Annotated in this window: 27 protein-coding genes, 3 tRNA genes, 1 pseudogene and 1 riboswitch; of the genes and pseudogenes, 20 read left to right on the top strand and 11 right to left on the bottom strand. The window is 58.9% G+C overall.

Going from position 1 to position 26,067, the window contains the following annotated elements; genetic code table 11:
• Positions 1 to 4: 4 nt before the first annotated feature.
• Both TRL7639_RS13220 and TRL7639_RS13225 read left to right on the top strand, forming a co-directional pair.
• Positions 5 to 529, top strand: a complete 525-nt coding sequence (locus TRL7639_RS13220; protein WP_235820320.1) for a TadE/TadG family type IV pilus assembly protein — start codon at positions 5 to 7, stop codon at positions 527 to 529.
• 15 nt (positions 530 to 544) lie between these two features.
• Positions 545 to 1,084: a TadE/TadG family type IV pilus assembly protein gene (locus TRL7639_RS13225; protein ID WP_085796104.1), complete on the top strand. Its 540-nt coding sequence runs from the start codon at positions 545 to 547 to the stop codon at positions 1,082 to 1,084.
• Between the two features lie 179 nt (positions 1,085 to 1,263).
• Here TRL7639_RS13225 and TRL7639_RS13230 read toward each other — a convergent pair whose 3' ends face one another.
• A complete protein-coding gene (locus TRL7639_RS13230) occupies positions 1,264 to 1,734 on the bottom strand; it encodes a hypothetical protein (RefSeq protein WP_085796425.1) in 471 nt (156 codons plus the stop codon).
• A 98-nt stretch (positions 1,735 to 1,832) separates the two neighbouring features.
• On the opposite strand from TRL7639_RS13230, the gene TRL7639_RS13235 reads away from it, so the two are divergent.
• The gene (locus TRL7639_RS13235) at positions 1,833 to 3,014 is read left to right on the top strand and encodes a 4Fe-4S double cluster binding domain-containing protein (protein WP_085796105.1); all 1,182 of its coding nucleotides are present in this window, start codon (positions 1,833 to 1,835) and stop codon (positions 3,012 to 3,014) included.
• 144 nt (positions 3,015 to 3,158) lie between these two features.
• Here the strand turns inward: TRL7639_RS13235 and TRL7639_RS13240 are convergent, their stop codons facing one another.
• Complete coding sequence (locus TRL7639_RS13240; protein WP_085796426.1) at positions 3,159 to 4,343, bottom strand: adenylate/guanylate cyclase domain-containing protein; 1,185 nt, start codon at positions 4,341 to 4,343, stop codon at positions 3,159 to 3,161.
• Positions 4,344 to 4,487: 144 nt separating this feature from the next.
• Here TRL7639_RS13240 and TRL7639_RS13245 point away from each other — a divergent pair, with 144 nt between their 5' ends.
• Complete coding sequence (locus tag TRL7639_RS13245) at positions 4,488 to 5,399, top strand: pirin family protein (protein ID WP_085796106.1); 912 nt, start codon at positions 4,488 to 4,490, stop codon at positions 5,397 to 5,399.
• Positions 5,400 to 5,426: 27 nt separating this feature from the next.
• Here the strand turns inward: TRL7639_RS13245 and TRL7639_RS13250 are convergent, their stop codons facing one another.
• Positions 5,427 to 6,014, bottom strand: coding sequence for a TetR/AcrR family transcriptional regulator (locus TRL7639_RS13250; protein WP_085796107.1), 588 nt, complete (start codon positions 6,012 to 6,014; stop codon positions 5,427 to 5,429).
• A 99-nt stretch (positions 6,015 to 6,113) separates the two neighbouring features.
• Here TRL7639_RS13250 and TRL7639_RS13255 point away from each other — a divergent pair, with 99 nt between their 5' ends.
• The 6 genes from TRL7639_RS13255 to TRL7639_RS13280 all read left to right on the top strand — a co-directional run bounded on the left by TRL7639_RS13255 (position 6,114) and on the right by TRL7639_RS13280 (position 10,964).
• Complete coding sequence (locus TRL7639_RS13255) at positions 6,114 to 6,413, top strand: hypothetical protein (protein ID WP_207559665.1); 300 nt, start codon at positions 6,114 to 6,116, stop codon at positions 6,411 to 6,413.
• Between the two features lie 87 nt (positions 6,414 to 6,500).
• Positions 6,501 to 7,787, top strand: a complete 1,287-nt coding sequence (locus tag TRL7639_RS13260; protein ID WP_085796108.1) for a homoserine dehydrogenase — start codon at positions 6,501 to 6,503, stop codon at positions 7,785 to 7,787.
• A gap of 75 nt (positions 7,788 to 7,862) precedes the next feature.
• Positions 7,863 to 8,849: a class II fructose-bisphosphatase gene (gene glpX / locus TRL7639_RS13265; protein ID WP_085796109.1), complete on the top strand. Its 987-nt coding sequence runs from the start codon at positions 7,863 to 7,865 to the stop codon at positions 8,847 to 8,849.
• Between the two features lie 93 nt (positions 8,850 to 8,942).
• Entirely contained in the window at positions 8,943 to 10,682 is a 1,740-nt protein-coding gene (gene recJ, locus TRL7639_RS13270) for a single-stranded-DNA-specific exonuclease RecJ (RefSeq protein WP_085796110.1), read from the top strand.
• A gap of 110 nt (positions 10,683 to 10,792) precedes the next feature.
• Positions 10,793 to 10,867: transfer RNA gene (locus tag TRL7639_RS13275), tRNA-Glu, on the top strand.
• Between the two features lie 22 nt (positions 10,868 to 10,889).
• A tRNA-Glu gene (locus TRL7639_RS13280) sits at positions 10,890 to 10,964 on the top strand.
• Positions 10,965 to 11,185: 221 nt separating this feature from the next.
• On the opposite strand, the pseudogene TRL7639_RS22820 reads toward TRL7639_RS13280, so the two are convergent.
• Positions 11,186 to 11,311 (bottom strand): annotated as a pseudogene (locus tag TRL7639_RS22820) (IS5/IS1182 family transposase); the annotation flags it as partial.
• A 309-nt stretch (positions 11,312 to 11,620) separates the two neighbouring features.
• Here TRL7639_RS22820 and TRL7639_RS13285 point away from each other — a divergent pair.
• The 9 genes from TRL7639_RS13285 to TRL7639_RS13315 all read left to right on the top strand — a co-directional run bounded on the left by TRL7639_RS13285 (position 11,621) and on the right by TRL7639_RS13315 (position 19,150).
• Positions 11,621 to 12,034, top strand: a complete 414-nt coding sequence (locus TRL7639_RS13285; RefSeq protein WP_085796427.1) for a CHAP domain-containing protein — start codon at positions 11,621 to 11,623, stop codon at positions 12,032 to 12,034.
• A 624-nt stretch (positions 12,035 to 12,658) separates the two neighbouring features.
• A complete protein-coding gene (locus TRL7639_RS13290) occupies positions 12,659 to 13,474 on the top strand; it encodes a GNAT family N-acetyltransferase (protein WP_133057655.1) in 816 nt (271 codons plus the stop codon).
• A 6-nt stretch (positions 13,475 to 13,480) separates the two neighbouring features.
• Positions 13,481 to 13,882, top strand: coding sequence for an NAD(P)/FAD-dependent oxidoreductase (locus TRL7639_RS13295; protein ID WP_085796112.1), 402 nt, complete (start codon positions 13,481 to 13,483; stop codon positions 13,880 to 13,882).
• Between the two features lie 46 nt (positions 13,883 to 13,928).
• Positions 13,929 to 14,136, top strand: a riboswitch (cobalamin riboswitch).
• 289 nt (positions 14,137 to 14,425) lie between these two features.
• Positions 14,426 to 16,039: an ABC transporter substrate-binding protein gene (locus tag TRL7639_RS13300; RefSeq protein WP_085796113.1), complete on the top strand. Its 1,614-nt coding sequence runs from the start codon at positions 14,426 to 14,428 to the stop codon at positions 16,037 to 16,039.
• The gene (locus TRL7639_RS23115; protein WP_165759807.1) at positions 16,011 to 16,190 is read left to right on the top strand and encodes a hypothetical protein; all 180 of its coding nucleotides are present in this window, start codon (positions 16,011 to 16,013) and stop codon (positions 16,188 to 16,190) included. The genes TRL7639_RS13300 and TRL7639_RS23115 overlap by 29 nt, the downstream gene beginning before the upstream one ends.
• Positions 16,191 to 16,338: 148 nt before the next feature.
• On the top strand, positions 16,339 to 16,461 hold the full coding sequence (locus tag TRL7639_RS23470) for a hypothetical protein (RefSeq protein ID WP_268875839.1): 123 nt from the start codon (positions 16,339 to 16,341) through the stop codon (positions 16,459 to 16,461).
• Between the two features lie 76 nt (positions 16,462 to 16,537).
• Complete coding sequence (locus tag TRL7639_RS13305; protein ID WP_110647128.1) at positions 16,538 to 17,113, top strand: ABC transporter permease; 576 nt, start codon at positions 16,538 to 16,540, stop codon at positions 17,111 to 17,113.
• Positions 17,106 to 17,894, top strand: coding sequence for an ABC transporter permease (locus TRL7639_RS13310; protein ID WP_085796114.1), 789 nt, complete (start codon positions 17,106 to 17,108; stop codon positions 17,892 to 17,894). Before TRL7639_RS13305 ends, TRL7639_RS13310 begins: the two co-directional genes overlap by 8 nt.
• 224 nt (positions 17,895 to 18,118) lie before the next feature.
• Entirely contained in the window at positions 18,119 to 19,150 is a 1,032-nt protein-coding gene (locus TRL7639_RS13315; RefSeq protein ID WP_085796428.1) for a GlxA family transcriptional regulator, read from the top strand.
• On the opposite strand, the gene TRL7639_RS13320 is transcribed toward TRL7639_RS13315, so the two are convergent.
• Both TRL7639_RS13320 and TRL7639_RS13325 read right to left on the bottom strand, forming a co-directional pair.
• Positions 19,128 to 20,060 carry a 3-hydroxyacyl-CoA dehydrogenase NAD-binding domain-containing protein gene (locus TRL7639_RS13320; protein WP_085796115.1) on the bottom strand — a complete coding sequence of 311 codons (933 nt, stop codon included), beginning with the start codon at positions 20,058 to 20,060 and terminating at the stop codon, positions 19,128 to 19,130. The genes TRL7639_RS13315 and TRL7639_RS13320 overlap by 23 nt on opposite strands.
• Positions 20,060 to 20,800: an SDR family NAD(P)-dependent oxidoreductase gene (locus TRL7639_RS13325; RefSeq protein ID WP_085796116.1), complete on the bottom strand. Its 741-nt coding sequence runs from the start codon at positions 20,798 to 20,800 to the stop codon at positions 20,060 to 20,062. Before TRL7639_RS13325 ends, TRL7639_RS13320 begins: the two co-directional genes overlap by 1 nt.
• 12 nt (positions 20,801 to 20,812) lie before the next feature.
• On the opposite strand from TRL7639_RS13325, the gene TRL7639_RS23230 reads away from it, so the two are divergent.
• On the top strand, positions 20,813 to 21,022 hold the full coding sequence (locus TRL7639_RS23230) for a hypothetical protein (RefSeq protein ID WP_207559666.1): 210 nt from the start codon (positions 20,813 to 20,815) through the stop codon (positions 21,020 to 21,022).
• 66 nt (positions 21,023 to 21,088) lie between these two features.
• Here TRL7639_RS23230 and kce read toward each other — a convergent pair whose 3' ends face one another.
• The 5 genes from kce to TRL7639_RS13355 form a co-directional block, all read right to left on the bottom strand.
• Positions 21,089 to 22,021 carry a 3,5-dioxohexanoate:acetyl-CoA acetone transferase gene (gene kce / locus TRL7639_RS13335; RefSeq protein WP_085796118.1) on the bottom strand — a complete coding sequence of 311 codons (933 nt, stop codon included), beginning with the start codon at positions 22,019 to 22,021 and terminating at the stop codon, positions 21,089 to 21,091.
• Positions 22,021 to 22,815 carry an SDR family NAD(P)-dependent oxidoreductase gene (locus TRL7639_RS13340; RefSeq protein ID WP_235820323.1) on the bottom strand — a complete coding sequence of 265 codons (795 nt, stop codon included), beginning with the start codon at positions 22,813 to 22,815 and terminating at the stop codon, positions 22,021 to 22,023. The genes kce and TRL7639_RS13340 overlap by 1 nt, the downstream gene beginning before the upstream one ends.
• Positions 22,816 to 22,820: 5 nt before the next feature.
• The gene (gene betC / locus TRL7639_RS13345; protein WP_085796120.1) at positions 22,821 to 24,347 is read right to left on the bottom strand and encodes a choline-sulfatase; all 1,527 of its coding nucleotides are present in this window, start codon (positions 24,345 to 24,347) and stop codon (positions 22,821 to 22,823) included.
• Entirely contained in the window at positions 24,344 to 25,465 is a 1,122-nt protein-coding gene (locus TRL7639_RS13350; RefSeq protein WP_085796121.1) for an aromatic ring-hydroxylating oxygenase subunit alpha, read from the bottom strand. The genes betC and TRL7639_RS13350 overlap by 4 nt, the downstream gene beginning before the upstream one ends.
• 357 nt (positions 25,466 to 25,822) lie before the next feature.
• Positions 25,823 to 25,912: transfer RNA gene (locus tag TRL7639_RS13355), tRNA-Ser, on the bottom strand.
• Positions 25,913 to 26,067 lie beyond the last annotated feature (155 nt).

A 26,067-nucleotide genomic window follows, 5' to 3' on the forward strand; every position in this document is an offset into this window, starting at 1 on the left:
GCGCATGTTTAAACGGTTCCGCCGGTTTTCGGATGACGAGCAGGGCAACGCCACGGTTGAATTCGCCCTTTTGTTTCCCTTGCTGATGGTGGCCTTGTTGTCGGGGGTTGAACTGGCCTTTGTTACGCTCAAGCACGCCATGCTGGAGCGCGCAGTGGACATGACAGTGCGTGACATTCGCCTGGGCACCGGGGTCAATTTTCAGCACGACGATCTGAAAACCACAATCTGCGAACGCGCCACTTTCATCAAAAGCTGCGATGCAAACATGCGACTGGAAATGATCCAGGTGGATCCACGCAACGCTTTGAATATCGATGCTGATCCGGACTGCACCGACCGCACCGAAGAAGTCAAACCCGTCCGTAGCTTTGTTAACGGCGCCAGCAACGAACTGATGATCTTGCGTGCCTGTGCCAAAATCGACCCCCTGTTCCCAACCTCGGGTTTGGGAAAGCAGTTGGCGGACAACGCCGAAGGTCAATACGCGCTGGTCGCAACAACCGTATTCGTGCAGGAGCCGCAGTAAGCCATGTCCCTTTCAATGTTCAAAAAATTCTTGGGCCGGTTCGCCCGCGACGAAAAGGGATCGGTTTCGGTAGAATTTGTCCTGATGTTCCCGGTGCTTTTTTGGGTCATCATGGCATGTTACACCTACTTTGACGGCTATCGTCAGAGCGCCGCAAACCTCAAGGCGGCCTTTACCATCAGTGACCTGATTTCGCGCGAAACGGCCGGCATCAACGAAACCTACATCGATTCAATGCAACGCTTGCTGAACCTGATGACCCGCAGCCAGTCGGCCACCAAGGTACGCATTTCAGTCATTCGCTGGGATGAAGAAGACGATCGCTACTACGTCGATTGGTCGCGTGTCCGCGGCTTTCAGGACGAATTGACCAACGCAACAATCGGAGACATGGCCGAACGTCTGCCCACGATGCCGGACGAAGAGCGTGTGATCCTCGTTGAGACAAGCAACACGTACGTGCCACCGTTCAAGGTCGGGATCAACGAGATGGAGATGGACAACTTTGTCTTCACCCGCCCCCGCTTTACCAATCAGGTGGCTTGGGCCTCCTGATTTCGGTTTTTCCCCTCCTGCTGGGGTGCTGCGCTTCGACACAGCGCCAACCGCCTCGCCAAAGGCGAGGCCCGGCCCAACGGGAGGAGTTGCATCTTTGATGCATCGACGACGGGCGGGAGCCCCCCGGCTTTTGGTGCCGCACCGATCAAATCAAGTCGCACTGACGAATTGAGCACCTAGCCCCGTTGCGCAATCATCGCCGAGATCATCTCGGCCATGAACTTGCTTTGCGATCCTGGTGTCACGCCGCCGATCCCGATACGACGCCCCATGCGCCACCACAGCCCCGGTTGCCAGACCCGGGATGCGGGTTGGCTGGTGCGCAGCAAGAATCCATTCGAGGGCTTGAACGCAAATACGCCCCGATCCAGGCTTTCGATATCCTCGACCCGCGCGATCACCTGACCATCCGATGATCGGAGTTCTGTTTCGGTCAACTCAACCCGTCCCGCAGTGGCCCGCCACATTCTCATGGCCAACCACATCGCAGCGCCGCCCACCACGATCAGAAAGGCTTGCCACAGCGGTTCAGGACCACCCAGCAAAGCGACATAGAACGACATCAGCGAAACAACGGCGAGCATGATCACGCCCATCCACCTGCGCGGGGCCGAGGCCTCGACCACGGCCAATACGTCTTCGTTCATCTGCCCCTCCGTTGACTTGCGGCTCCCGGCATAGCGCATCCTGCGTTCGGGCAACAGGCCCATTGCCCTACCCACTAACCGCAGATAGCGTCCGGAACATGAGCTATCCATCAAACCGCGACACCCCGCAGAAAGCCAATGATGCCGCCGCAGGCATAGACGTGACCGACGACTTTGAGCGGTTCACGCAGCGCAACGACGTCTTCACCCGTGCCATGTGGGATGATCGGGTCAAATCCAAGCACACGGCCAAGTTCTTTGCCTCCTACCGAATGGAGGCCACACCCCGGCGCGGCGACGGGTTCACGCAAAAGGACTTTGCCCTGCGCAATGCCGCCTGGCTGATCTCGGACGTGATGACCAACCGCCATGCCGATCAGGGTCGACGCGAGGGGTTCCAGGCCCCGATCAGCAACGATACACCCGTCGCTCCGATGCAAGTCGAGGTTGACGACCCCGCCAAGATGAGCGCCGAGATCAAACGCATCGCCACCTTCTTTGGTGCGGATCTGTGCGGGGTAACCGATCTGGATGAGCGCTGGCTTTACACATCACGTGTGGACACCCGCGATCTGACCGAGGCCCCGCTCGACCTGCCCGAGGGGCTGAACTCGGTCATCGTGCTGGGCCATGAGATGGACAAGGAGTTGGTGGCCACCTACCCTTCGGCGCTGGCGGGGGCCGCCACGGGCCGGGAATACAGCCACGAGGCATCCGTTGTGATGCAGCTGGCAGCTTACATCCGTAACCTGGGCTATGAGGCCGTGCCGTCGATGAACGACACCGGATTGGTCATCCCCTATGCGGTCAAGGCTGGGCTTGGCGAATACGCTCGCAACCAGATGGTCATTACGCCCGAGTTCGGGCCACGCCTGCGGTTTTCCAAGATTTTCACCAACCTGCCGCTGAGCCATGACACACCTGAACCCAAAGGCGTGAAAGCGTTCTGTGACATCTGCACCAAATGCGCCGACGCCTGCCCGGTTAAGGCCTTGCCCTATGGCCCGCCATCGACTGACACGGCCAATGTGTCGGCCATCAAGGGCGTGCGCAAATGGACATCGGATGCAGAGAAGTGTTTCTCGTTCTGGGCCAAACTCGCCTCTGACTGCGCGATCTGCATGCGCGTCTGCCCGTTCAATCGCGACTATTCCAAACGTCGGCATCGCCTGTGGTTGAAACTGGCGCTGTCGCCCCTGCGCAAGCTGGCACTGCGCCTGGCCAAGGACCATGGTCAGCGGTCGAAACCGGCGGATTGGTGGGGCAAGCCCGAGAGTTGAACATTCGGACAGGGACCGGGAGCGCTCCCGCCCTCGCTGCATGCCCTTACGGGCCCTTGCTCAGTTGGGCCGGGCGCCTCGCCTTTGGCTCGGCGCGGCTCCGCAAACCGCAGACGCGGCGTGGTGAAACCAGCCCCAGTGGCTCTAAGCGCTGACCGCATGCACGTCCTGCGCTGTTGCCAGTCCTTTCAACGTCTGTCGCCCCAAGGAACGCCCCTTGGCCCCCGAGAGCTCGACAAAAGCCTCGGACACCAGAAGTGGTTCGCCCAGCGACCCACAGAGCCCCGCCACGCGGGCCGCAACATTCACGTCGCGCCCGATCACCGTGTAATCCAACCGCATGCCCGAACCGACGTTGCCGTATGCGACCTCTCCGAAATGCAGTGCGATGCCCACCTCGAAGGCGGGCACCGTTTCGGCCTGTCCAACCCGCGCCAACCCTTCTCGTGCCGCCATTAGCGCCGCAGCACAGGCCGCCGATCCATCCTCTTGGGCGCGGAAAATCGCCAAGATACCATCGCCCATGAACTTGAGCACCTCCCCACCAGCGTCTTCCACTGGGGGCACCAGGCAATCGTAGTAGGTGTTCAAGAGCCCTGTCGCCGCCTCTGCAGACATGTCAGCAGTCAGTTCTGTGAACCGGCGCATGTCCGCAAACAAAATGGCCGAACGGATGTGCATGACCTCTCCCCGGTGCACGTCACCCGACAAAATGCGGCGGTGCGGCTCGTCGCCGACGTACATCCGCATCACCTCGTGCATGGCGCGGTTGGTGGTCAGGATCTCTTGGCAGGCCGCCAGCGCCGGGAAGACAGCGCGCAGAAAGGCAAAATCCCGTGCCGAGAACCCGGCCGGATCACATGTCGCAAAGCTGAAGGTGCTGGACATGCCACTGCGCATGAACACCGGCGCCATGATGTAATGGGTGTGCCCGGCCTCTTTCAGTTCCGGCACAATGTCGTACCGGTCATCCGGCGTGTCCGGAAGCCACATCACCACCCATTCGCCGCTGTTGTGCGCGTCTGCTGCGGGAGAGTTCGAATACCCCTCGCCGCTTTCCGCCGAATAGGGAAACAGATAGCTGCGCGCACCCACGCCGCGTTCCCAGAAGCGCGCGCTGGCCACGGCCTCGGCATGCAACAGCGGCACGATAGAGCTGGCGCGATCCAGCGGCACGCCAGCGCGCCGGATGCGGTCGCACATCTTGGTCAGTACGTCATCAGCATCGGTTGCTTTCAACGCATCGCCCAGCATGTAGCTCATAAGGTCAAGCGCGGCGATCATCATCCCCTGGGGCAGAGTCGCCAGTTCGTCTGAAGAGCGGGTCATACCCGATCCTACGCGCTCGGCCTGATATGCGGCAAGGGTTGCGCTTTCGTTCACAAATGCACAGCTCCCGTGCCCAGTGCCCGGATTGAGTGCGCGGTCACACCGCCCTACATCTTGGGAAACACTGCTTTCGGAGGGCCACAGATGTCTATCAGACCGATCCTTGAAACCCGCGCTGCCACCCCCACGATGGAGGGTGCAGGCGTCAAATTGCATAGGGCTTTCGGGTTTCAGGACCCGTCCGAGCTGGATCCGTTTCTGCTGTTTGACGATTTCCGCAACGAGCACCCGCAGGACTACATGCGCGGTTTTCCCTGGCATCCCCATCGCGGGATCGAGACCATCACCTATGTGCTGTCGGGCACGGTCGAGCATGCGGATTCGCTTGGCAACACCGGCACACTTGGGGCCGGTGACGTGCAATGGATGACCGCCGGATCGGGCATCCTGCATCAAGAGATGCCCGAGGGGAACACGACCGGCCAGATGCATGGGTTCCAGCTGTGGGGCAACCTGCCCGCAAGCCAGAAGATGACCGCGCCGCGCTATCAGGATGTCGAGAGCCGTGAGATCCCAGAGGTCATCGACGATGACGGCACCCGCGTGCGGGTGATCGTGGGGGAATTCTGGGGCAAGACCGGCCCGGTGGATGGCATTGCCGCTGATCCGCAATACCTGGACATCTCTGTCCCTGCCGGGGTCAAGAAAACCTTCAAGATCGACACCTATCGCCGGGCCTTTGCCTATGTATTCGAAGGGGCCGCCGCCTTTGCCGATGCCTCGCAACCCACTGGCGTGCTGCTTGAAAAAGAGGTGGCGGGCCAAGAGCTTAACATCCGCGACATGTCGGGTGACCGCACCTTGATCCGGTTCGGAACAGGCGACGAGGTGACCGTCCAGGCCGGGCCCGAGGGCGTGCGCTTTCTGCTGATCTCAGGCGCACCCATTGAGGAGCCCGTCGCGTGGCACGGCCCCATCGTGATGAACACTCAGGCCGAGTTGCAGCAGGCCATGCGTGATCTAAGCAATGGCACGTTCATCAAGGCAGCTCACTGACACTTATCGTTGCTGCGGGGCCAAAGCTCACGCGGCAACGGACTTGCGGACCATGTCCCAGTAGATCTCTTCGACTTGCGGCAGCGACAGGCGTCCGCCCGAGCGATACCAGGTGTTGACTCCGGTCAGCATGGCGATCACGGCCAGCGTGGCAATTTTGGGGTCGGGCACGTCGAACACGCCTTCTTCGACCCCTTGTCGCAGGATTTCTTCGAGCATGTTTTCGTATTGCCCCCGCAACCCTTCGATGGTGGCAAAATTCTCGGGGCTCAGGTTGCGCAGCTCCATATAGGCGATGAAAACCGCGTCAGGGCGTTCCGAATGGAACCGGATGTGGAAGCGGGTGAACGCCTCAAGCCGGTCCATAACCCCATCTGGTGCGGGTTCCGCCGCTACAGCCTCCAGCAACTCCTCCAGATGGGTGCGCATCAGTCCCAGAAGCAGCGTCTGCTTGTCCGGCGTGTAGTTATAAAGCGCCCCGGCCTGTACGCCGACGGCGCCCGCGATCTGGCGCATCGACACCGCCGCATAGCCGTGCTGCGCAAAAAGCCGCTGCGCCGCGTCCAGAATGCGCGGGCCGGTGATGTCGGAATGAGAACCTTGGGTGCGTGCCATGGGATTACGCTATCTGAACAAACGTTCAGAAAAAACCCCTGCTTGCGCCTTTTCCACCAAACGGGCATCAAAGGGGCACGCTCTGGGGAAACTTCACTCATGAAACTGCGCCTTGTCATCTGCCTTTTGCCTGCCTTTGCTGCGTGCACGCAAGTGCCCGAGTTGAACGACAAGGTTTCGTCGCAGTTGAAAAACGCCAATTACCCACAATTGGTCCCGTTGGATCAAGCCCTGGGCCCGTCAATTGCGCCAGAGGAACAGGCTCAGAAGGTTACCCAACAACTTGAAGCGCGCCGCGACAGCCTGAAACAGAGGGCTGCAGCGCTACAAAAACCGGTTGTGGATGCCGCCGACCGCGACCGATTGGACGAAACTGTTCCCCGCCCCGCATCTGACTGATTGCACCCATGCGCTGAACCCGCTAAGGCACGATCCGACCTTGGGCCGAATTTGCGGCGGGTTTCATAGCATGGAAGGACCCTCACGATGACACGAACGCTGCGGCTTGGAATTGCAGGTTTGGGAACCGTGGGCGTGGGGGTCGTCAAGATCATCCGCCGTCAGGCCGCATTGCTTGAAGCGCGCACCGGCGCACGGATCGAAATCTCAGCCGTCTCTGCGCGCGACGCCAACAAGGATCGCGGCGTGAACCTGTCGGGCTATGCCTGGGAGACCGACCCGGTGGCACTAGCCACGCGTGACGATGTGGACGTCTTTGTTGAGCTGATGGGCGGTTCCGAAGGCGCGGCCAAGGACGCGACCGAGGCGGCACTGGCCGCAGGCAAGGATGTGGTCACCGCAAACAAGGCGCTGCTGGCGATCCACGGTCAGGCGCTCGCCGATCAAGCAGAAGCAGCAGACCGCGTGATCCGGTACGAGGCCGCCGTCGCAGGCGGTATCCCGGTGATCAAATCCCTGACCGAGGGGCTGGCTGGCAACGAGATCACCCGCGTCATGGGCGTGATGAACGGCACCTGCAACTACATCCTGACCAACATGGAGGCCAAGGGCCTGGGCTATAATGCGCTGTTCGATGAATGCGCCGAGCTTGGCTATCTTGAGGCTGACCCGAACCTGGACGTGGGCGGCATCGACGCGGCACACAAGCTGGCGATCCTCAGCTCGATTGCCTTTGGCACCAAGCCGAACTTTGACGGGATCGAAATCGAAGGCATCCAGCGCATCACCCTGGAAGACATCCATCAGGCCGCCGACATGGGCTATCGCATCAAGCTGCTTGGCGTGGCACAGCGTACTGCGCGCGGGCTGGAACAGCGGATGCAGCCTTGTTTGGTGCCCGCGACTTCTCCGCTCGGCCAGCTGGAAGGCGGCACCAACATGGTGGTGATCGAAGGCGACGCGGTGGACCAGATCGTTCTGCGCGGCCCTGGCGCGGGTGAAGGCCCCACCGCAAGCGCAGTGCTTGGCGATATCTGTGATCTGGCACGCGGGCTTCGCATTCCGACCTTTGGTCAGCCGGCAGCGATGCTGGAAGAGGCAAAGCCCGCACAAACCGGACTGCCCGCCCCCTATTACCTGCGCACGGCGCTGCTCGACAAACCGGGCGCTTTGGCCAAGGTGGCGGCGATCCTGGGCGACGCTGGTGTGTCCATCGACCGGATGCGCCAGTACGGGCACACCGACACCACCGCTCCGATCCTGATCGTGACCCATAAAACCACCCGCGCCGCATTGGACGAGGCACTTTCCGCGCTCAACGCGACCGACGTGGTGGCCATGGAGCCCGTTGCCTTGCGGATCGAGGCGCTTTGAGGCCCCCTTGCGGAAATGAACATCACCGGGGTATTCCGGTAAAAAACAGTCTGTAGTGACCAAAGGATAGTGAACATGAGCGCTTCGGCATCCCAAATCGATTTTGACGACCGTATGCTGTCGCTGGGTCTGGCCCGCGTCGCGGAACAGGCCGCGCTGGCTTCGGCCTCGCTGGTGGGTCGCGGTGACGAAAAGGCCGCCGACCAAGCCGCCGTCAACGCCATGCGCGAGCAGCTCAACAAGCTGGATATCGCGGGCGTCGTCGTGATCGGCGAAGGCGAGCGGGATGAGGCGCCCATGCTCTACATCGGCGAAGAAGTGGGCACCGGCAATGGCCCCGGCGTCGACATTGCGCTGGACCCGCTCGAGGGCACCACGCTGACCGCCAAGGACATGCCAAACGCCCTGACCGTGATCGCCATGGGCCCGCGCGGCTCGATGCTGCACGCGCCTGATACGTATATGGACAAGCTGGCCATCGGTCCGGGTTTTGAACCCGGCGTAGTCTCGCTGGATATGAGCCCACGTGAGCGCGTTGAGGCACTGGCCAAGGCCAAGGGCTGCGCGCCCTCCGACATCACCGTCTGCATTCTGGAGCGTCCCCGTCACGAGGCGATGATTGCCGAAGTCCGCGAAACCGGTGCCGCCATCCGCCTGATCACCGATGGGGACGTCGCAGGCGTCATGCACTGCGCCGAAAGCGAAATCACTGGCATCGACATGTACATGGGTTCGGGCGGCGCGCCCGAGGGTGTGCTGGCGGCAGCTGCGCTGAAATGCATGGGCGGTCAGATCTTTGGCCGCCTGCTGTTCCGCAACGATGACGAACGCGGCCGTGCGGCAAAGGCCGGTATCACCGATTTCGACCGCGTCTATTCGCGCGACGAGATGGTGACAGCCGACGTGATCTTTGCCGCAACCGGCGTGACCGGCGGCTCGCTCCTGCCCGCGATCAAGCGCCAGCCGGGCTGGGTTGAGACCACCACGTTGCTGATGCGCTCGAAAACCGGTTCCGTGCGTCGCATGAGCTATCGCACGCCGCTGTCCTCGCACGAGGCATAAGCGGCTTGCGCCGCTGCCTGCGGCACGAGTATTTATAAAAAGATGAAGGGCCGGGTCCGTATTGGGTCCGGCCTTGTCACTTGAGGGGGTCGGATGAGCTATCTGGGTGTATCCACGTCACTGACGGGTCGGCAATGGGTCGGCCCCTCGATTGAGGTTGAACGCGCAGCCGAGATGATGGCGCAATCGAGCGATCTGCCCGCCTCGGTCTGTCAGGTGCTGGCCCGCCGCGGCGTTCCCGCGATGGAGGCCAAAGGGTTTCTGGCCCCCACCCTGAAAGAGCTGCTGCCCGACCCCCGTTCGATGAAAGACATGGAAGTCGCGGCCGCGCGATTCTTGCAAGCGGTCCGCGACCGCGAACGGATCGCGGTTTTTGCCGACTACGACGTCGATGGCGGCAGTTCCGCCGCGCTTTTGATCGTTTGGCTGCGAGAAATAGGCTTGCAGGCAACGCTTTATGTGCCCGACCGCATCGACGAGGGCTATGGCCCAAATGTGCCCGCAATGCAGGCTTTGGCGCGCGATCATGACCTGATCATCTGCGTTGACTGCGGCACGCTCAGCCACGAACCGATTGCAGCGGCCAAGGGGGCTGATGTGATCGTTCTGGACCACCACCTGGGCGGGGAAACGCTGCCGGATTGCGTCGCCGTGGTGAACCCCAACCGCCAGGATGAAAGCGGCGATCTTGGCTATTTCTGTGCTGCTGGCGTGGTGTTCCTGATGTTGGTCGAAGCGGGCCGTCAGATGCGCGATGCCGGAGCCACGGGGCCGAACCTGATGGCAATGCTGGATCTGGTCGCTTTGGCCACGGTGGCCGACGTGGCGCCGCTGATCGAGGCGAACCGGGCGTTGGTGCGTCAGGGATTGAAGGTCATGGCACAGCGTCAACGCCCCGGTTTGGTGGCGCTTGCGGATGTCTCGCGCATGGATGCGCAGCCTTCGACCTATCACTTGGGGTTCCTGCTGGGGCCCCGCGTCAACGCAGGCGGACGTATCGGCAAAGCTGATCTGGGGGCGCGGCTCCTCAGCACGGATTCGATGGTCGAGGCCGAAGCCATGGCCGAGCGGCTGGACGAGTTGAACCGCGAGCGCCGCGACATCGAAAACGCCGTGCGCGCCGCTGCGATGGAGCAGGCCGAAGAGCGTGGACTTGAGGCGCCACTGGTCTGGGCCGCAGGTGAAGGCTGGCACCCCGGCGTCGTGGGCATCGTCAGCTCGCGCCTGAAGGAAGCCGCGAACAGGCCGGCTGTCGTCATCGGCTTTGACGGGGATGAGGGCAAAGGTTCGGGGCGGTCCGTGTCCGGTGTTGATCTGGGCGCCTCGATCCAGCGATTGGCGGCCGAGGGTCTGCTGGTCAAGGGCGGCGGTCACAAGATGGCGGCTGGCCTGACCGTGATGCGCGATCAATTGGAACCGGCCATGGAACGGCTGAGCGAGCTGCTTGCAAAACAGGGCGCGGGCCAAGGAGGGCCTGCGGACCTGAAGCTGGACGGGATGTTGATGCCCGGCGCGGCCACCGTTGATCTGATCGAACAAATCGAACAGGCTGGCCCCTTTGGCGCAGGTGCCCCTGCCCCGCGCTATGCCCTGCCGGACCTAAGTATCCGTTTCGCCAAACGCGTGGGTGAGTCGCATCTCAAGCTGTCGCTGTCAGACGGGTTGTCGGGTGGCATCGACGCCATTGCCTTTGGCGCATTTGACACTGCCATGGGTGACCGTCTGCTCAACCACGGCGGCGCGCGCTTTCACTTTGCCGGGCGGCTCGAGATCAACACCTGGGGAGGGAGACAGTCGGCACAATTGCGCCTGGACGATGCAGCCGAAGCATAAGCTTATGTTCTGTATAGGCTTTTTCCAACCTCCCAAAAAAGTGCGCCGAATCCAATTTTCCGCTTGCGGGGCGCGCGGCTAATCCTTAAAAGCGCCCCACAAGCCAAAGTGGCCCGTTCGTCTATCGGTTAGGACGCCAGGTTTTCAACCTGGAAAGAGGGGTTCGATTCCCCTACGGGCTGCCATTTGCGCTTGTTTGGACCATGTGGCCCGTTCGTCTATCGGTTAGGACGCCAGGTTTTCAACCTGGAAAGAGGGGTTCGATTCCCCTACGGGCTGCCACCATCCTCTTAAATCAGAATGAAGATCGTCCACGCGAGCAAGAGCCGCGCCGCGCATGTGCGCTCTCAATTCTCTCGCCCCGGTCGGGTGGACAAGTCCTCGCAACTGGTGGCTTCTCAAGTCACGGCCCCCGATGTTGAATTGAGTTAAACCGCATCGAACCAGGGTGCGTTACTGTCACTTGCTCGACCATCTCGGTTTTGACGTCTAGGGTCATCGATTTACAGCCAGAACAAGGCCGTAGCTGCGAGTGCGATGGCCGAGAGGACGACCTTTGTACATCGATCATGGCGCGCGGTGACACGGCATCAGTCCTTCAGTCGCCTGAACTTGATCTCAATCCTGTTTCACCCTGTGCAGCGTCCCCTGGACGGGGCCCGACATCTTGGATCTGCGGTCAACCGCGGCTTGGGAAACTGGCGAATTTTCGCCAAAGCGTCCGCAAATCTCTTTTCAAAGCGGGCCGCTTCACCTTAAAACCCCGTGAGCGTTCAAACCGGTAGAGATACTTCTTGCAAACCAAAAGCGACAAAACAGACGTAATTGGGAGGCTATCCCGCAGAACCCGAGCGGTGGCTGCAGTCGGGCTTTTCAGCCTTGTTTCTGCCTGCTCGCAAGGTCCCACCTATCTGACACTTGACCCGGAACGTCAGTCGATGGCCCTGCTTGAGGTCGAGCAAAAGCATGCCAAGGGGCAAAGGGTGTGGTGCGTACCTTACGCTCGAACCCTCAGCGGGATTGAAATTCGCGGCAATGCAAAAACCTGGTGGGCGAAGGCGCGCAACACCTATGAACGTGGGTCGGAACCCCATGTTGGTTCGGTGATGTCGTTTCGCGGAACCCGCGGGATGCCCTTGGGCCATGTGGCTGTCGTATCCGAAATTGTCTCGGACCGAGAGATTATCGTGAACCATGCCAACTGGAATCGCAACCGAGTGTCGTTGAAAATGGGCGTCAAAGACGTGTCCAAGCATAATGACTGGACATTGGTGCGAGTCGAAAGCCAACCGGGTCGGTACGGCAGGTTCTACCCGGTGAACGGTTTTATCTATCCAAACGTTGATGGCTAAACTGTCCTGATCGCAGGCTGCATTTGCGTCGAACCAACGCAAAGCACCACAGGTAACGTTGGTGCCGTCAGATGCGGGTCCTCTGCTGTAGACCAAGACAGCAGGCCAATGGCGGTCAGCTATGGTGATACGCCATCCCCAACTGCACACGGAATTGTCCGAATGTGTTCTTTGGACAACGCGGCGAAACAGGATCTAAACCGTTGATTCAATAACAGAAAATCAAGACCCTTCAAGACCTTTCCATCCTCGCGCAACCCTGTGCAGCTGCGCGCGCCACGCTTGGACATATTCGAGGCGCGAACCTCTTTCCATCACCGGTTGCTTGAACCCGTGAAGGCCGAATTCCAGGAACATGCCATTCCTGAACAATGGAAAGCGTACCCTGCGCCATCAAAAACCCGGCCTCCGTTTTCTGTCGCAATTGCCTTGCCGGAACCATGGGGCAAACCCGAGCCTAAATCGTTCGTGGTTCTTGCTGCCGAAGCAGAGCACCATCAGAATTACCGGGTCCACCTCGGCCAAAGGAAACACTTAGCGCTTCCATCACGAAACTTGTTTCATCTCTTGTCCCAGGTGGAAAATGGATCGACCCAAAAGGGACATATCGAAAGAATACAGATCATGGCCGATTTCGAACTCATGCATTTTCAAGAAGGCCACCTGCTTTCCGCTACAGCTCTTTCGGAAGCCATTGGATGGCCCCACAGGCAATCCGACTGGAAAATGCTGCTGGCCTTTTCAACCGGGGTTGTCGCCAAACGGAATGGTCAGGTTGCCGGGACGGCGTTGCGTTCTGATTTCGGCCCTGACCTGGCCAGCATCCATATGGTGATCGCATCCCCGGACGCCCGAGGTCGGGGATTGGGGCGCGCCTTGATGACCTCACTTCTGGGAGCAACAGATCGCAACATCAGGCTGGTCTCGACCCGTTCGGGCCGACCTTTGTATGAAAAGCTTGGGTTTCAGGACGTAGCGCGACTGGTCCAACATCAAGGAACCCTTACAGCTGCGCCAGAGGCCATCGGCGCCCAGGACGCGCAACCCAGGGATCTGGACAGCATTCGCCGATTGGAAAGCCAAAGCTATGGCGGCGACAGGTCGGCATTGATTGAATGGCTTGCCGAGAATGGTGAACTGGCCGTGATGCGAAGCAGGAGCGACGTTACCGGCTTTGCCGGGTGTCGTCGCTTTGGCCGGGGGTATGTGATCGGGCCAGTGGTGGCACAAGACGTACAAGACACTAAAACCTTGATCGCGCACCACCTGAAGGGGTTGGTCGGGCAATTTGTGCGCCTCGACATCGTTCGCAACGTCGACCTTACCCCTTGGCTGGCGGATGCGGGCCTGTTCATGACGAACCAATCCCCCGTGATGGAGCGCGGAACAATCCCGGCCGCCCCTGACAGAATGGCCGTGTTCAGCCAAGGTCTGGGGTAGCGGTCCATGCCTGCTCCGCAGGAGATGCGCAGCCGATGGGCCCTGGATCGCCCCACACCGATGGAACGGCACCGCATTCTGGACCCGAAACCCAATGCCTCCATTGTAAAAACCACCCTAGAGCGCAGTCAAACCCTGCTGCCCGCTTTGCAAGGTGCCAAAGTCCTGACCAGTTGGGCCGGGTTCATCGACAGCACCCCAGATGGCGTATCCGTGATTGACCTGTCAGACACCCTACCCGGTTTCCTGTTGGCAGCGGGCTTTAGCGGTCATGGGTTTGGCATTGGTCCCGCAGCAGACCATCTGGTTGCTGATTTGCTTACCGGCGCCACGCCGATTGTTGATCCCACGCAGTTCCGCTTGTCGCGCTTGCGTGCGTCTTCCTGGGGCAAGGTCGCCGAGTTTTAACCTTCGGTTGAACCCACTCGCGACTTGGCCCTTTCGCATGGGTATTTAGTGACGCATCTGCTTCGGTTCGAGCGCTTCGGCGTTCGATGAAAAGGGAACGCAGTGCGACCCGTTCGGTCAAACCTGCGGCTGCCCCCCGCAACAGTAAGCGATGAACTAAGCCGGATTTGCCACTGGAGTGATCAAAGCACTGGGAAGGCCCGGCCCAGCCTAGATCTGCGAGCCAGGAGGCCTGCCGAGGTGTTCATCCTGTTCGGGTGCGGGGCGCGCTCAGGGCAACGGTCAATCCGTAGAGGTGACATTTTCAACGTCTGCAGAGAGCACCTTCCTTTGAATACACCCAACAGAACGGCTGGACTCGCCGGGGGGATACAGGATGAAATTTAGATTTAAAATTAGGTGGTTACACCGATTTTAAAGCCGCTTTGCAAGAATGTCTCACACGGCTTATTGTTATGCAATAACATATCATTTTAATTCCTCGTCGCGGTGAGTCCCAGCACAAGAAAGCGGAATTGCTTGCCATTCAGAAGGAATTTCAACATGTCCCTAGCCTCTCGTTTCGCGCTTGCAGCCCTCGTGGCACTTGCGCCCGCACTACCCAGCTCAGCGCAACAAGGAAGCTTGCCAATTTCAACCGGATTTGGCCCAAATGCCGAAGTTCCCGACCCGCGCGCAGGCTACAATGGCTGGATGTCGAACCAGACCGGCGTGACCGAGACGTTGATGGGCATCGACTATGATCTGAACCTGTACCCCCGCCTCGCGGCCGGGATCGAACAAGCCTCGCCCACCACCTGGCGCGTGACCCTGCGCGACGGGGTGACCTTCCACGATGGCGCGCCCGTGACGGCCCAGGCGGTGATCGACGCGATTTCCGCGATCTCGCAAGAGGGTCACACAGGACACAACAAACGCGTGGACAAACTGCTGGATCTGGCAGGCATGTCGGCAGATGGCGACGCTGTGGTGGTGTTTGAGACCAACAGCCCCAACGCCGCCTTCCCCTGGACCCTGTCAGAACCCGCAATCGCCATCATCGGCGCGGCCTCTGACGCCTATCCGATCAACGCAACCGGTCCGTTTGTGTTCCGCGAAGCGATCCCCGAGCAGCTTTACCGTGCCGAAGCCAACGCCGTCTATCGTCTGGGCACCCCCCGCCTGGAAGAGGTTCGCGTCGTTGTCGCGGGGGATCCGGCCTCTGCCGCATTGGCTTTTGAGGCTGGTGAAGTGGACATGGTGATCAACTATCCCGAAACCGACTTCGACCGGATCAAGGAAACCGGTGCGCTTGGCTTTTCCGCCCCGACCGCGCGTCTGTATTTCTACACCGTGAATGCGGCCAGCGGCCCGATGGCAAACCCGCTTGTCCGCCAGGCCGTGTCGGTTGCGATTGACCTTCAGGGTATTGTCGACGCGGTGCTGTCCGGTGTTGGTGGCGTTCCCGCAGGCACCATGTTCCCCCCGGGCAAAGGCTGGGCCGCTGACATTCCCGCGCCCTATGACATGGCCAAGGCCGAGGCCCTGCTGGCCGAGGCTGGCGCCGTCAAAGAAGGAGGCCAATGGATGCTGGATGGCGAGCCGCTTGAGATTGACATCGTCACCTACTCCTCGCGCGCGGCCCTGCCCCCCACGGCCGAGCTGACGCAAGCGTTTCTGCAGGCCATCGGCGTCAAAGCCAATGTTCGGGTCGGTGAATATGGCGCCAGCAACGATGCCATTGCCAACGGGGATGCGGACATGTTCTTGCAGGCCTGGGTTATGACCCCGCAGGGCGATCCCGGCGCAGTACTGGAAACGCTGTTGAAATCTGACGGTGGATCGAACGCTGGTCGCTATGCGAATTCTGATCTCGACAAGCTCTTGGCCGATGGTCGCCTGACCTTCGAACAGGACAAACGCGAGGCGATTTATGACAAAGCCCAAGAAATCATCGCGTCCGAGGCGGCCCTGATCCCCGTGTTCCACGTCAGCCAGGTCAACGTCGCACGCCCCGGTCTGCCCGGCTATGCCGTGCATGGGAACCATCACCTGGTCTGGCGCTTCAGTGCGCTCCTGTCATCCTGCCTTGGTCATGCAGGAGCCCCGATCTGCGTTCAACCCGGTGTTGCCACTGCATCAATCGGATATGGAGCCGGTCAATGCGCGGAAAGTTAAACTGCCTCCGAACCGTCTGGACCGGTTGTGCGATGGCCTTGAACTGTCCAAGGATCTGTTGAACAGAAAACCCACCGAGGTCTCAATCGGTCAGGCACAACGCGTCGGCATTCTGCGCGCTGATCGCCGCGCCGCCGCTGATCCTGTTTGACGAACCGCTGTCGGCCCTTGATGCGGTCACACAAAAACACACGGCACGCCTGATTGCCGATCTACAGACCGAAGAAGGCTTCGCCGCACTGATCATCACCCATGATCTGGGGTATGCTTGTGCTTTTTCGGATGAGATTGCGGTTCTTATGTCCGGTCGGATCAAAGAGGTCAGCGCCCCGCTGGCATTCATCACGCAACCGCGAACCCAATATGGCGAGATCTTGCGTGACGCCGCCTTTGCACTAGGCGCCTTGGAGCACGCGGCATGATCCTTGGCATCCTGAGCTTGGGGTTGCGTGCCATCGTCGTGATCAGCAGTGCGGCCATTGCCACGCTCGTCCTGTTATGGAACGCCCCTGGCGACCCGGCAGCCTGCTGGATCGATTTGCCGTTGCGCTGGCCTCGCTTGGAGCTGCGATCCCAGCCTATTGGCTGGGCCTGTTTCTGATCCTGCTCTTTGCCGTGCATCTGGCTTGGCTTCCCGCGATGGGGGCCCGCACCAGCGCACATCTCGTGCTGCCTGCTCTGACCCTTGGGCTTGGTGTCGCCGCCTCTCTGACCCGGATTATACGTTCAGGCCTTCTTGAGGCACGCGGCCAACCGTTCCTGCCTGCGATCCGGTGCCGTGGTGTTTCGAAACGGCACATCGAACAAAACCACGTAGCCCTTCACGCCATCATCCCCGTGATCACCGTTTTTGGACTTGAGCTGGCGTTTCTTCTCGAAGGCGCGGTCATGGTCGAGGTCATCTTTGGCCGCCCCGGATTGGGTGGCTTTCTGGTTCACGCGATCGAGGCACGTGATTTTCCCAAGGTGCAGGCCGTTGTTCTGCTGACCGCAGTGCTGTTTGTGACCGTCAATCTGATAACCGATTTGATCTATCAGTTGGTTGATCCAAGGATGGGAGTGCGTGATGCGTAGCGTTTTTGTCCTGGCCGGTGCTCTTGTTCTGCTGGCCCTCATCGGGCCAAGCCTGGCACCACAGGACCCAACGGCCATCGACATCCCCAATCGGCTTAGCGCGCCGTCAGCTGAATGGCCATTGGGCACGGGCGCCCTTGGCCGGGATGTTCTGTCCCGTCTCCTCTATGGTGCGCAATGGTCCTTGGGGTTGGCCTTTTTGGTATCCGTCATCGGCCTGACCATCGGTACAATTGCAGGACTGACAGCGGCAAACGGCGGCAAAGCGCTGGACTGGGGTATCATGCGGACGACGGACGCATTTCTTGCCCTTCCCGAATTGGTCGCCGCCGTTGTCATCGCGGGCCTCTTGGGCGCGGGCACGGGCAGCCTGATCTTCGCGCTCAGCGTCATGGGATGGATGCGCTATGCGCGCGTGGCTCGTGGCATCGCATTGTCCGTCAAGACGCGCGGTTACGTCATTCAAGCCCAACTGGCAGGGATGTCACCGGTTGCGATCGCACGTTGGCATTCTCTGCCCTCGTTGATGCCGTCGCTGATCGTGGTGTGGACAGGCATGTTCGCTCGCGCGATCCTTGGGATCTCGGCACTGGGGTTTCTTGGCTTTGGCGTACAGCCACCGACACCTGAATGGGGCACAATGTTGCTGGACGCTCGCGTGCATATGAGATCAATGCCCCTACTGATGATCTGGCCCGGACTTGCGGTTGTGCTCAGTGCGCTTTTGATCAATTTGTGCGGTGACGTTTTGCGTGACGAACTGGCCAAACGACAATGCTGACACGGCGCAAATCACCTGAACCTGCAGGACGAGGCACGTACAGATATCATGCGCTGCGCGGGCCTCTCAAAGCCGCTCTGAGGCAAGACTGAACTGTTGCCGGAACTGAATGCTATTCAGCTGTGCTTGCGCCAATGCGATGGCAGCCATTGGGACCTGGGTTCTGCGCATCATACTTCCCAAAATCGATTGACTATTTTGGACGCAATCATACAAAATTGGCCATGACACAGCCAATCGACCGCAAACTAGACATCATCATTTTGGTCAGCCCACATTTCAATGTATCGGCAACGACATCCTTTGTGGACCCATTCAGGGTTGCGAACTACCTGATAGGGTCTTCTATTTTTTCTTGGACTTATGTTTCTGAAACTGGGGGCCCAGTTGAATCCAGCAGCGGTCTTGTGGTTGAGACGGCCCCTTTGGCCGACGTTGTCGCGCTTACCCCCTGGCTGGTAGTCGTAAGCACAAGTTGGACACCTGAACGCCACGGCACCACCCAGTTCAAGATGGCCCTTCAGAAATGGGCGGCCGGCGGTGTTATTGTTGGGGGGCTGGACACCGGTGCGATCGTTCTTGCAAGTGCTGGACTGCTCAGAGGCAAGACTGCAACGGTGCATTACGAACATATTGATGCTCTCTCGGAAATCGCCCATGACACCATCGTTTCAGAGAACATGATTGTCTTTGACGGCAAATTCTTCACCTGTTGCGGTGGATCAGCCGCAACTGATCTAGGGTTGCGTTTTGTGCATTCCGTCGCGGGCGAAAGCATCGCCAACGCGTCTGCGCGATACCTGTTTCATCACGATGTGCGCGGCGAAGACCAATCCCAGAACCCCAAAGGCGCCGAACCGTTGGGGTATGTCACCTCTGGGGTGGTAAGAGAGGCGATCGACATGATGGAAGCACATTTGGAAACCACTTTGTCGATCCCGGAAATCTCAGCGCGACTTGATGTTTCGCAGCGACACCTAAACAGGTTGTTTCGGCAGTATGTCCGCAAATCGCCGGTCGAATACTACCGTGATATTCGCCTTGATCGCGCGCGCGGACTGGTGACCCAAACCGAGCTGAAATTCAGCGAGATTGCACAGGCTTCGGGGTTTGGCGGGCAGGTCCATTTCAGTCGGGCCTACCGCAAACGATTTGGCCTGGCCCCAAGCGCCGATCGCATCGAAGGGCGCACACCATTCGAGTTTCGCGCCTGGCCAATGTTCAAACCGGACATCAAGTCCGAAGGTGTTGAATAGCTTTTTGCATCGCGGTCAACATCTTGTCGCGTTGCATTGACAGCTCTTCGACACTTTGCCCCTGCGCATGTTCCGCAACGCCATCCACAAGTTTCCGGATCACCTCTTCATCCAGACGAGGGTCACCCAAATCATCCCACCAACCGTTGAATGTGTCCTTGAAATGGTCGCAGAACGCCTGCAGGCCACCATCCCCCGCACCTAGGTGGAAAAGGGTCGTTGGTCCCATAGCAGCCCACCGCAGCCCAGGGCCCGCCCACATCGCTTTGTCTATGTCTTCGACGCTGGCTACACCTTCGACCGCCATATGCACGGCCTCGCGCCAAACTGCCGCTTGCAGTCTGTTTGCGACATGCCCGGGCATGCCCTTGTTGATGCGGATCGTGACTTTGCCTATGTCTTTGTAGAACCTCTCTGTGCGGTTCAAAACATCCGATCCGGTTGCGCCGTTCGCTGTCAATTCGACGAGCGGTATGAGGTGGGGCGGGTTGAATGGGTGACCTAGGATCAGGTTGCTCGGATCGCGCCATCCCGCTTGCAAAGCTTCAAGTGTCAGGCCCGAAGTCGAGCTCGAGACAATAGCGTCGGCATTCAACGCGGGCTCGATTTGGGCATAGATCGAATGTTTAACAGGCAACCTCTCGGGCACATTTTCCTGAATGAATTGAGCCCCTTGAACAGCCACCTCGGCCGTTGAAACGAAAGATATGGCGTCAGGTGTGGCCCTGTCTGTAAGATTTAGCTCATCCAAGGTCGGCCAGGCTTTTTCTATGTATGCCCGCACGGATGCTTCCGTATTCGGATCTGGGTCAAAGACGGTCACGCTTCGCCCCGAGGCGAGAAACAGGGCAGCCCAGCTTGATCCGATGACACCAGCACCAAGGATGGCGGTTCTTTCGATTTCTGACATCAAAACAATCCCGGATTAAGGGGGGAGGCAGCTGTCATCCCTCCGTCTACAGTGAACAACTGACCGCTGGCAAAAGAAGAGTCGTCAGACGCCAACCAAAGGCACATCGCAGCAATATCTGCAGGTGTGCCAAAACGCTTGACTGAATGTCGGTTCACTGCATCTGCCCTGGCCCTGACCGGATCGCGGGCAAGTGCGAACCCCGCCTCCAGCATGCCTGTCTCGATCCAACCCGGGCAAACCGCATTGCAACGTACCGCGGGCCCATGGTCTACCGCGATAGAGCGCGTGAGCCCATGCACAAAAGCCTTTGACGCATTATAGAGCGCCATCGATGGATCTGCGACCTTGCCCGAGATCGACCCGATATTGATGATCGAGCCACCCTGGGACATTTCGGGAATGAAAGCGCGGCAACAGTTGAAAACGCCTCGGGCATTTACGCCCATCACCAAGTCCCAATCGGCGTCGGAACTTTCGGTGACGGTTTTTTCGACCTGAACACCGGCGTTATTGACCAGAATGTCTAAACCCCCAATCGTCAAGGCGACCCGAGCCACCGCTTCGGGATCTGAGACATCCAACGTGTACCAAGTCACGCTTTCCGGCAATTCGTCTGGCCGAGGGCTGCGCCCACAGGTGATGACTGTCGCGCCTTCTGCTACAAACGCCTCAACGATGCCACGCCCAATACCCTGCTTGCCGCCTGTTACAAAGGCGCGTTTGCCGACCAACCGCATTAGTGTACCTCCATGATACGGAGGTTCACGGCGCAGGTGTCCGACCTATTGGTTGAAACATCCCGGCCAGCCCCCCTCTTTACCGTGCATGTCCCGTCGCAGGCCGTGACGGATGTGACTTCAAACGCCTCGAACAAGCTGCGCAATGCAGATCCGACCTGTGTCTCGATGGCACCTTTCCCTGCGCCGATCTCCTCGGTTGGCGCGGGGGGCACAGCGTAATATGTCTCGCCCGAAACAATGAGTTTATTGCCGTTGGTCAACAGCGTTGTCTGCATGAACCTCTCCCTAGAAACCAACCTGATCGCCGCCTTTAAGTGCAAGCCGCGCGCGCGCCTCAGCTGGGGTCGCGATCGTCAGGCCAAGGTTTTCCACAATTGTCCGGATGCGTGTGACTTGTTCCGCGTTGGATTTTGCCAATTCACCTTTCCCGATGAACAGGCTGTCTTCCAAACCGACCCGTAGGTTCCCCCCCCGCATGGCGCTTTGGGTGGCAAATGGCATTTGGTGGCGACCTGCGGCCAGAACAGACCATTCGTAGTTTTCAGCTCCGAACAGTTTGTCGGCTGTGTTGTGCATGTGCGTCAGATGGTCTGCATCTGCGCCAACGCCGCCCAGGATGCCAAACACCATCTGAATGAAAAACGGCGGTTTGATCAGGCCCTGATCGACGAACCATTTGACGTTGTAAAGATGGCCAAGATCATAGCATTCGAACTCGAACTTGGTTCCGTGATCGCCGCCAAGTTTCTCGATCGCGTAGCGAATGGTTTTGAAGGTATTGGGAAAGATGAAGTCTTCCGTCATCTCCAGAAACGGCTGTTCCCAATCATACTGAAACTGGGTGTATTTCTGCAGCATGGGAAAAATCCCGAAATTCATGGACCCCATGTTCAGAGATGCCATTTCCGGGCTGGTCGAGGTCGCCGCCAACAGCCTCTCGTCCATGGACATCCCCAAGCCGCCACCGGTTGAGACATTCATGACAGCATCTGTGGACTGTTTGATCACAGGCAGGAATTGCTTGAACAACTCTGGTCGCGGATCCGGTCTGCCAGTCTCGGGATGGCGCGCGTGCAAATGGATGATCGACGCGCCCGCTTGGGCCGCCTCGATACTGGCTGTCGCGATTTCGACAGGCGTGATCGGCAGATGCGGTGACATCGACGGCGTATGGATGCCCCCCGTAGGCGCGCAGGTGATGATGACGGATCTGGGCATCAGAGCTTCATCTGCTGCACTTGTGCAGACAGCCCCCCATCCAGAACCCACAACTGGCCAGAGGCATACCGCGCTTCGTCCGAGGCAAGCCAGTTGACGAGGTTGGCAATATCCTCTGGCGTGCCATAGGTGCGCATCGGATGAACATCGCGCACGGCCTTTTGCAGCGTTTCTATGTTGCCTCCGCCCCCACCGGACCCATCGCCGTTGAAAAAGCTTTGCAGCATAGGGGTGTCGATATAGCCGGGGCAGATCGCATTCACCCGGATACCTTCCGGGCCATGATCGCAAGCCATTGCACGGGTCAAAGCGTGAACTGCCCCCTTGGTTGCGCAGTAAGCAGCAAGCCCTGGATCAGCGATGAATCCGTCGTAAGATCCGAAGTTGATGAGGCTGGCACTATTGCCGGATTTCGCCGCTTCGCGCATCAATGGCAGCGCGTATTTCGAGGTCAGGAACGTGCCTGTCGAGTTTACCGCAAAACTTTGGTTCCATTCCTCAAGCGTGGTTTCTTCGACTGTTTTTTCGATCTCGATGCCCGCCGCATTCACAAGGACATCCAGTTTTCCATAGGTGGCGCGGACCTGATCCATGGCCGCGATGGCATCGGCTTCTTGGGTGACATCCAACTTGATAAAATGGCTACCATCGTCGTTGTGCCGGTCCAGCGACCCCTCTGGTGTAAGATCAGCGGCAAATACAGTTGCACCTTCCTTAAGGAAGCGAGCGACGATAGCGCGACCGATACCACCGCGCGCACCCGTCACAAGGGCAATTTTTCCATTCAACATCATTGGCATCAGTCCTTTATAGGCGGATAGCGATAGCGGCTTGCGGCCACGGTCCAATCCATAGTGTTGCGTACATACTGCCGACTTGCGTCAGACGGCGGGTTGTAATCCCACGGCTCGCTTGCCCCCGCCTCCATCGCGGCATGCAACGCGCGGCGGGACTTTTGCGTGGCAATTATCTTGTGTCGCAAACTGTTGCCGTCCCATCGCGCGGCAACTTCGGCGGCAAATCCAGCTGCCGCGCCCGAGTATTCAGGTTCTGCAGCGACGTTTTTTGTTTCCAACGGGTCTGCGCTCAGGTCGTAGAGCTGCGGTGGATCGCTATCGCAATGAATGTATTTCAAAGGTCCACGCCGGATCATGATCACAGGATAGCCCGTCATTTCCGCACAATATTCACCGATCGCCTCATCAACCGGGTCTTCTTCGCCTCGGGCCAGGGGCATCAGGCTGCGACCGTCGATTGGCTCTCCGATCATCGTCTCATCACCACCGCCAATGTCGATAAATGTTGGCAGCAGATCGACGAGCGATACCGCATTCTGTGCGGTCCCTGCTGAAACGCCCGGCCCGGCCATGACCAGTGGAACGCGCGCCGAGTGTTCGAAGAAGTTCATTTTGTACCACAGCCCGCGTTCACCCAGCATGTCGCCGTGGTCGGCGGTGACAATCACGATGGTGTTGTCAAACGCGCCCGTCTCTTCGAGGGTTTGAACCAGCTCTCCGATCTTGCTGTCGAAGTAGCTGACGTTAGCCAGATACGCGCGACGCGCGCGCCGTATTTCTGCCTCGCTGAGCGGCACATAGGATGCCTCGATCCCATCCATCAACCGGCGCGAGAACGGATCTTGATCCTCCAGCGCCGGCGTAAAGGCAGGCAGTTCGATCTCGTCGTCCGCGTACAAGTTCCACCATTCGGGCCGCGCCACGTAAGGGTCATGCGGGTGAATGAAGCTTGCCACCATTGCAAAAGGCGCGTCGTTCCCGCGCGCTTTGTCACGGGCCGCGTCAAACAGCCAGCGTTTGGCCGCAAACCCAACTTCGTCGTCATAATCGATCTGGAATGTCGCGTGGGCAACGCCACTTTCCTTGACGGTTTGCATGTTGTGATACCACTTATCGATCCGCTCGTCGGGTGCCTCCCAATCCGGGGTCCACGCGAAGTCTGCAGGGTAGATATCGGTCGTCACCCTGTCTTCGAACCCATGCATCTGATCCGGGCCTACAAAATGCATCTTGCCTGAAAGGCAGGTCCGGTAGCCCAGCGATTTGAGGTAATGCGCAAATGTCGGCACCGAGGCCCTGAACTCGGATGCATTGTCGTAGGCCGCGATGCGGCTGATGTGCTGGCCCGACATGAAGGCAAATCGCGACGGAGCGCAAAGCGGGGAATTGCAGTAAGCCGCATCAAAGCGCATGCCACGTGCGGCCAGCGCATCAAGGTGTGGCGTCTTGGCGACCTTGTGACCGTAAGCCCCCGTGAAATGCGGAGCCAATTGATCCGCCATGATCACAAGGATATTTGGCTGCGTCACGCCGCACCTTTTGCGTAAGCGTCCAGGACCAAACCGTGGAAATGATGCACCGCGTGCTCGGACTTTCCTGATCCATCCGGATCATTGACGATCCGGCCTTGCGTAAAGGCTGGCGTGTTCATCCCACGCTGCACACTCTCGACAAGGCCGATGTCTTCGACCTGAAGCACTTCGTCCAGATAGCGAATTGCATCCAACTCCATCGCGTCTGGTTCCGGGGTTTCAAGGAAAAAGTCATAGGTTTCAAGCGTTCGATCAGGTCCAACCGGGATGATATTCAAAACAATCATGCTGGACCGCCCCGGATACCGCATCAGGCAGGTTGTGGGGTAAAGCCACCACACCGCATGGGTTTTCACCGTGGCATTGGACACGTCATAGGCAGTGTTTGGGCTGTTGCCCGCATCCGCCATATGGCTGGAATAGATGCCATAAGTTGTGACCTTATAGGTATCCATATCCACGAGGTCACAAAAATCCTTGTGAGCGGTCGGGCAGTGATAACACTCCAGAAAGTTGTCTACGACGTTCTTCCAGTTCGACTTGATGTCATAGGTCAGACGATGACCAAAGGTGAGCTGATCCACATCCGGTGCCCAATGCCGCACCTCGGTTTCCAGGTTTCCCGATTGCTCTGACAGGGAAGTGGCGCTTGGATCCAAATTGACAAAAACAAATCCACAAAACTCTTCGACCTGCACTTCGTCGAGGCAAATGTCGTCCTTGTTGAAGTCCTCGAGGTTTTCGGTGTGCGGTGCACGGGCCAGTTGCCCGTCAAGCTTGTAGACCCAGGCATGATATGGACACATGATCCGGGTTGTTTGCCCCTCTCCCGAAAGCAATTCATGTGCGCGGTGTTTGCAGACGTTGTAAAAGGCGCGGAGCTTACCCTCTTTGTCACGCACAACCGCAATCGGCTGGCCTGCAATATCCACCGTCACATAAGATCCCGGCTCGCGTGTCTTTTCTACATGACACACCCATTGCCAAGTTCTGGAGAGGATGGACTTGAGGTCTGCGTCAAACCACTTTCTCTCGGTATATGCGGCAGCCTGCAACGAATGAGACCGCGATGGATCTGTGTGATATCCGAATGAAATAGTGTCTTTGTCGGTCATGCTGCCCCTCCCAAGGTAGGACGAGCGTATTGCAAGATTAACCACAAACTATGCCAAATTAGCCGGATACTTGATAAATTCCGCCAAAGACTCTGCCTAACTGGCGGCAACGGCAGCCGTCAGGACCCAAAAACACCGCGGAGTCTTCTGGATGCGCTCGGCTTGCTTCTACAACTGCGCTGTGCGCCATTACGTGCGGGACATTCATACAGGTAGGCAAAATTAGACTTCGGCAATGAAGCCTACCAAATGGCCTTAGAAAACAGGCTCGATATCTACAGGAAAAACAGGCAACGATTATGGAAATCTTCCAAGTTTTGGAGGCATTTCCGAAGAGGTGAGAACCTGTTGAATGAGTGGCGGGGAGACAGGGATTCGAACCCTGGGGACGCTCTCACGCCCAACGGTTTTCAAGACCGCCGCATTCGACCACTCTGCCACCTCCCCGCGTGCGACGTGATTTAGGGCCTCGCACTAGGTGACGCAAGTCGAAAAAGGGGGAAAACTTGCCGACTGATGCGCTGCGGACTTTCATTGAAAGGCCTCTCGCGCTATGATCACGTAAAACAAGCTGATAGCTTGAGACGCGGGCAAACGACCGG

This window comes from Falsiruegeria litorea R37 (assembly GCF_900172225.1).
Classification (GTDB): Bacteria; Pseudomonadota; Alphaproteobacteria; order Rhodobacterales; family Rhodobacteraceae; genus Falsiruegeria; species Falsiruegeria litorea.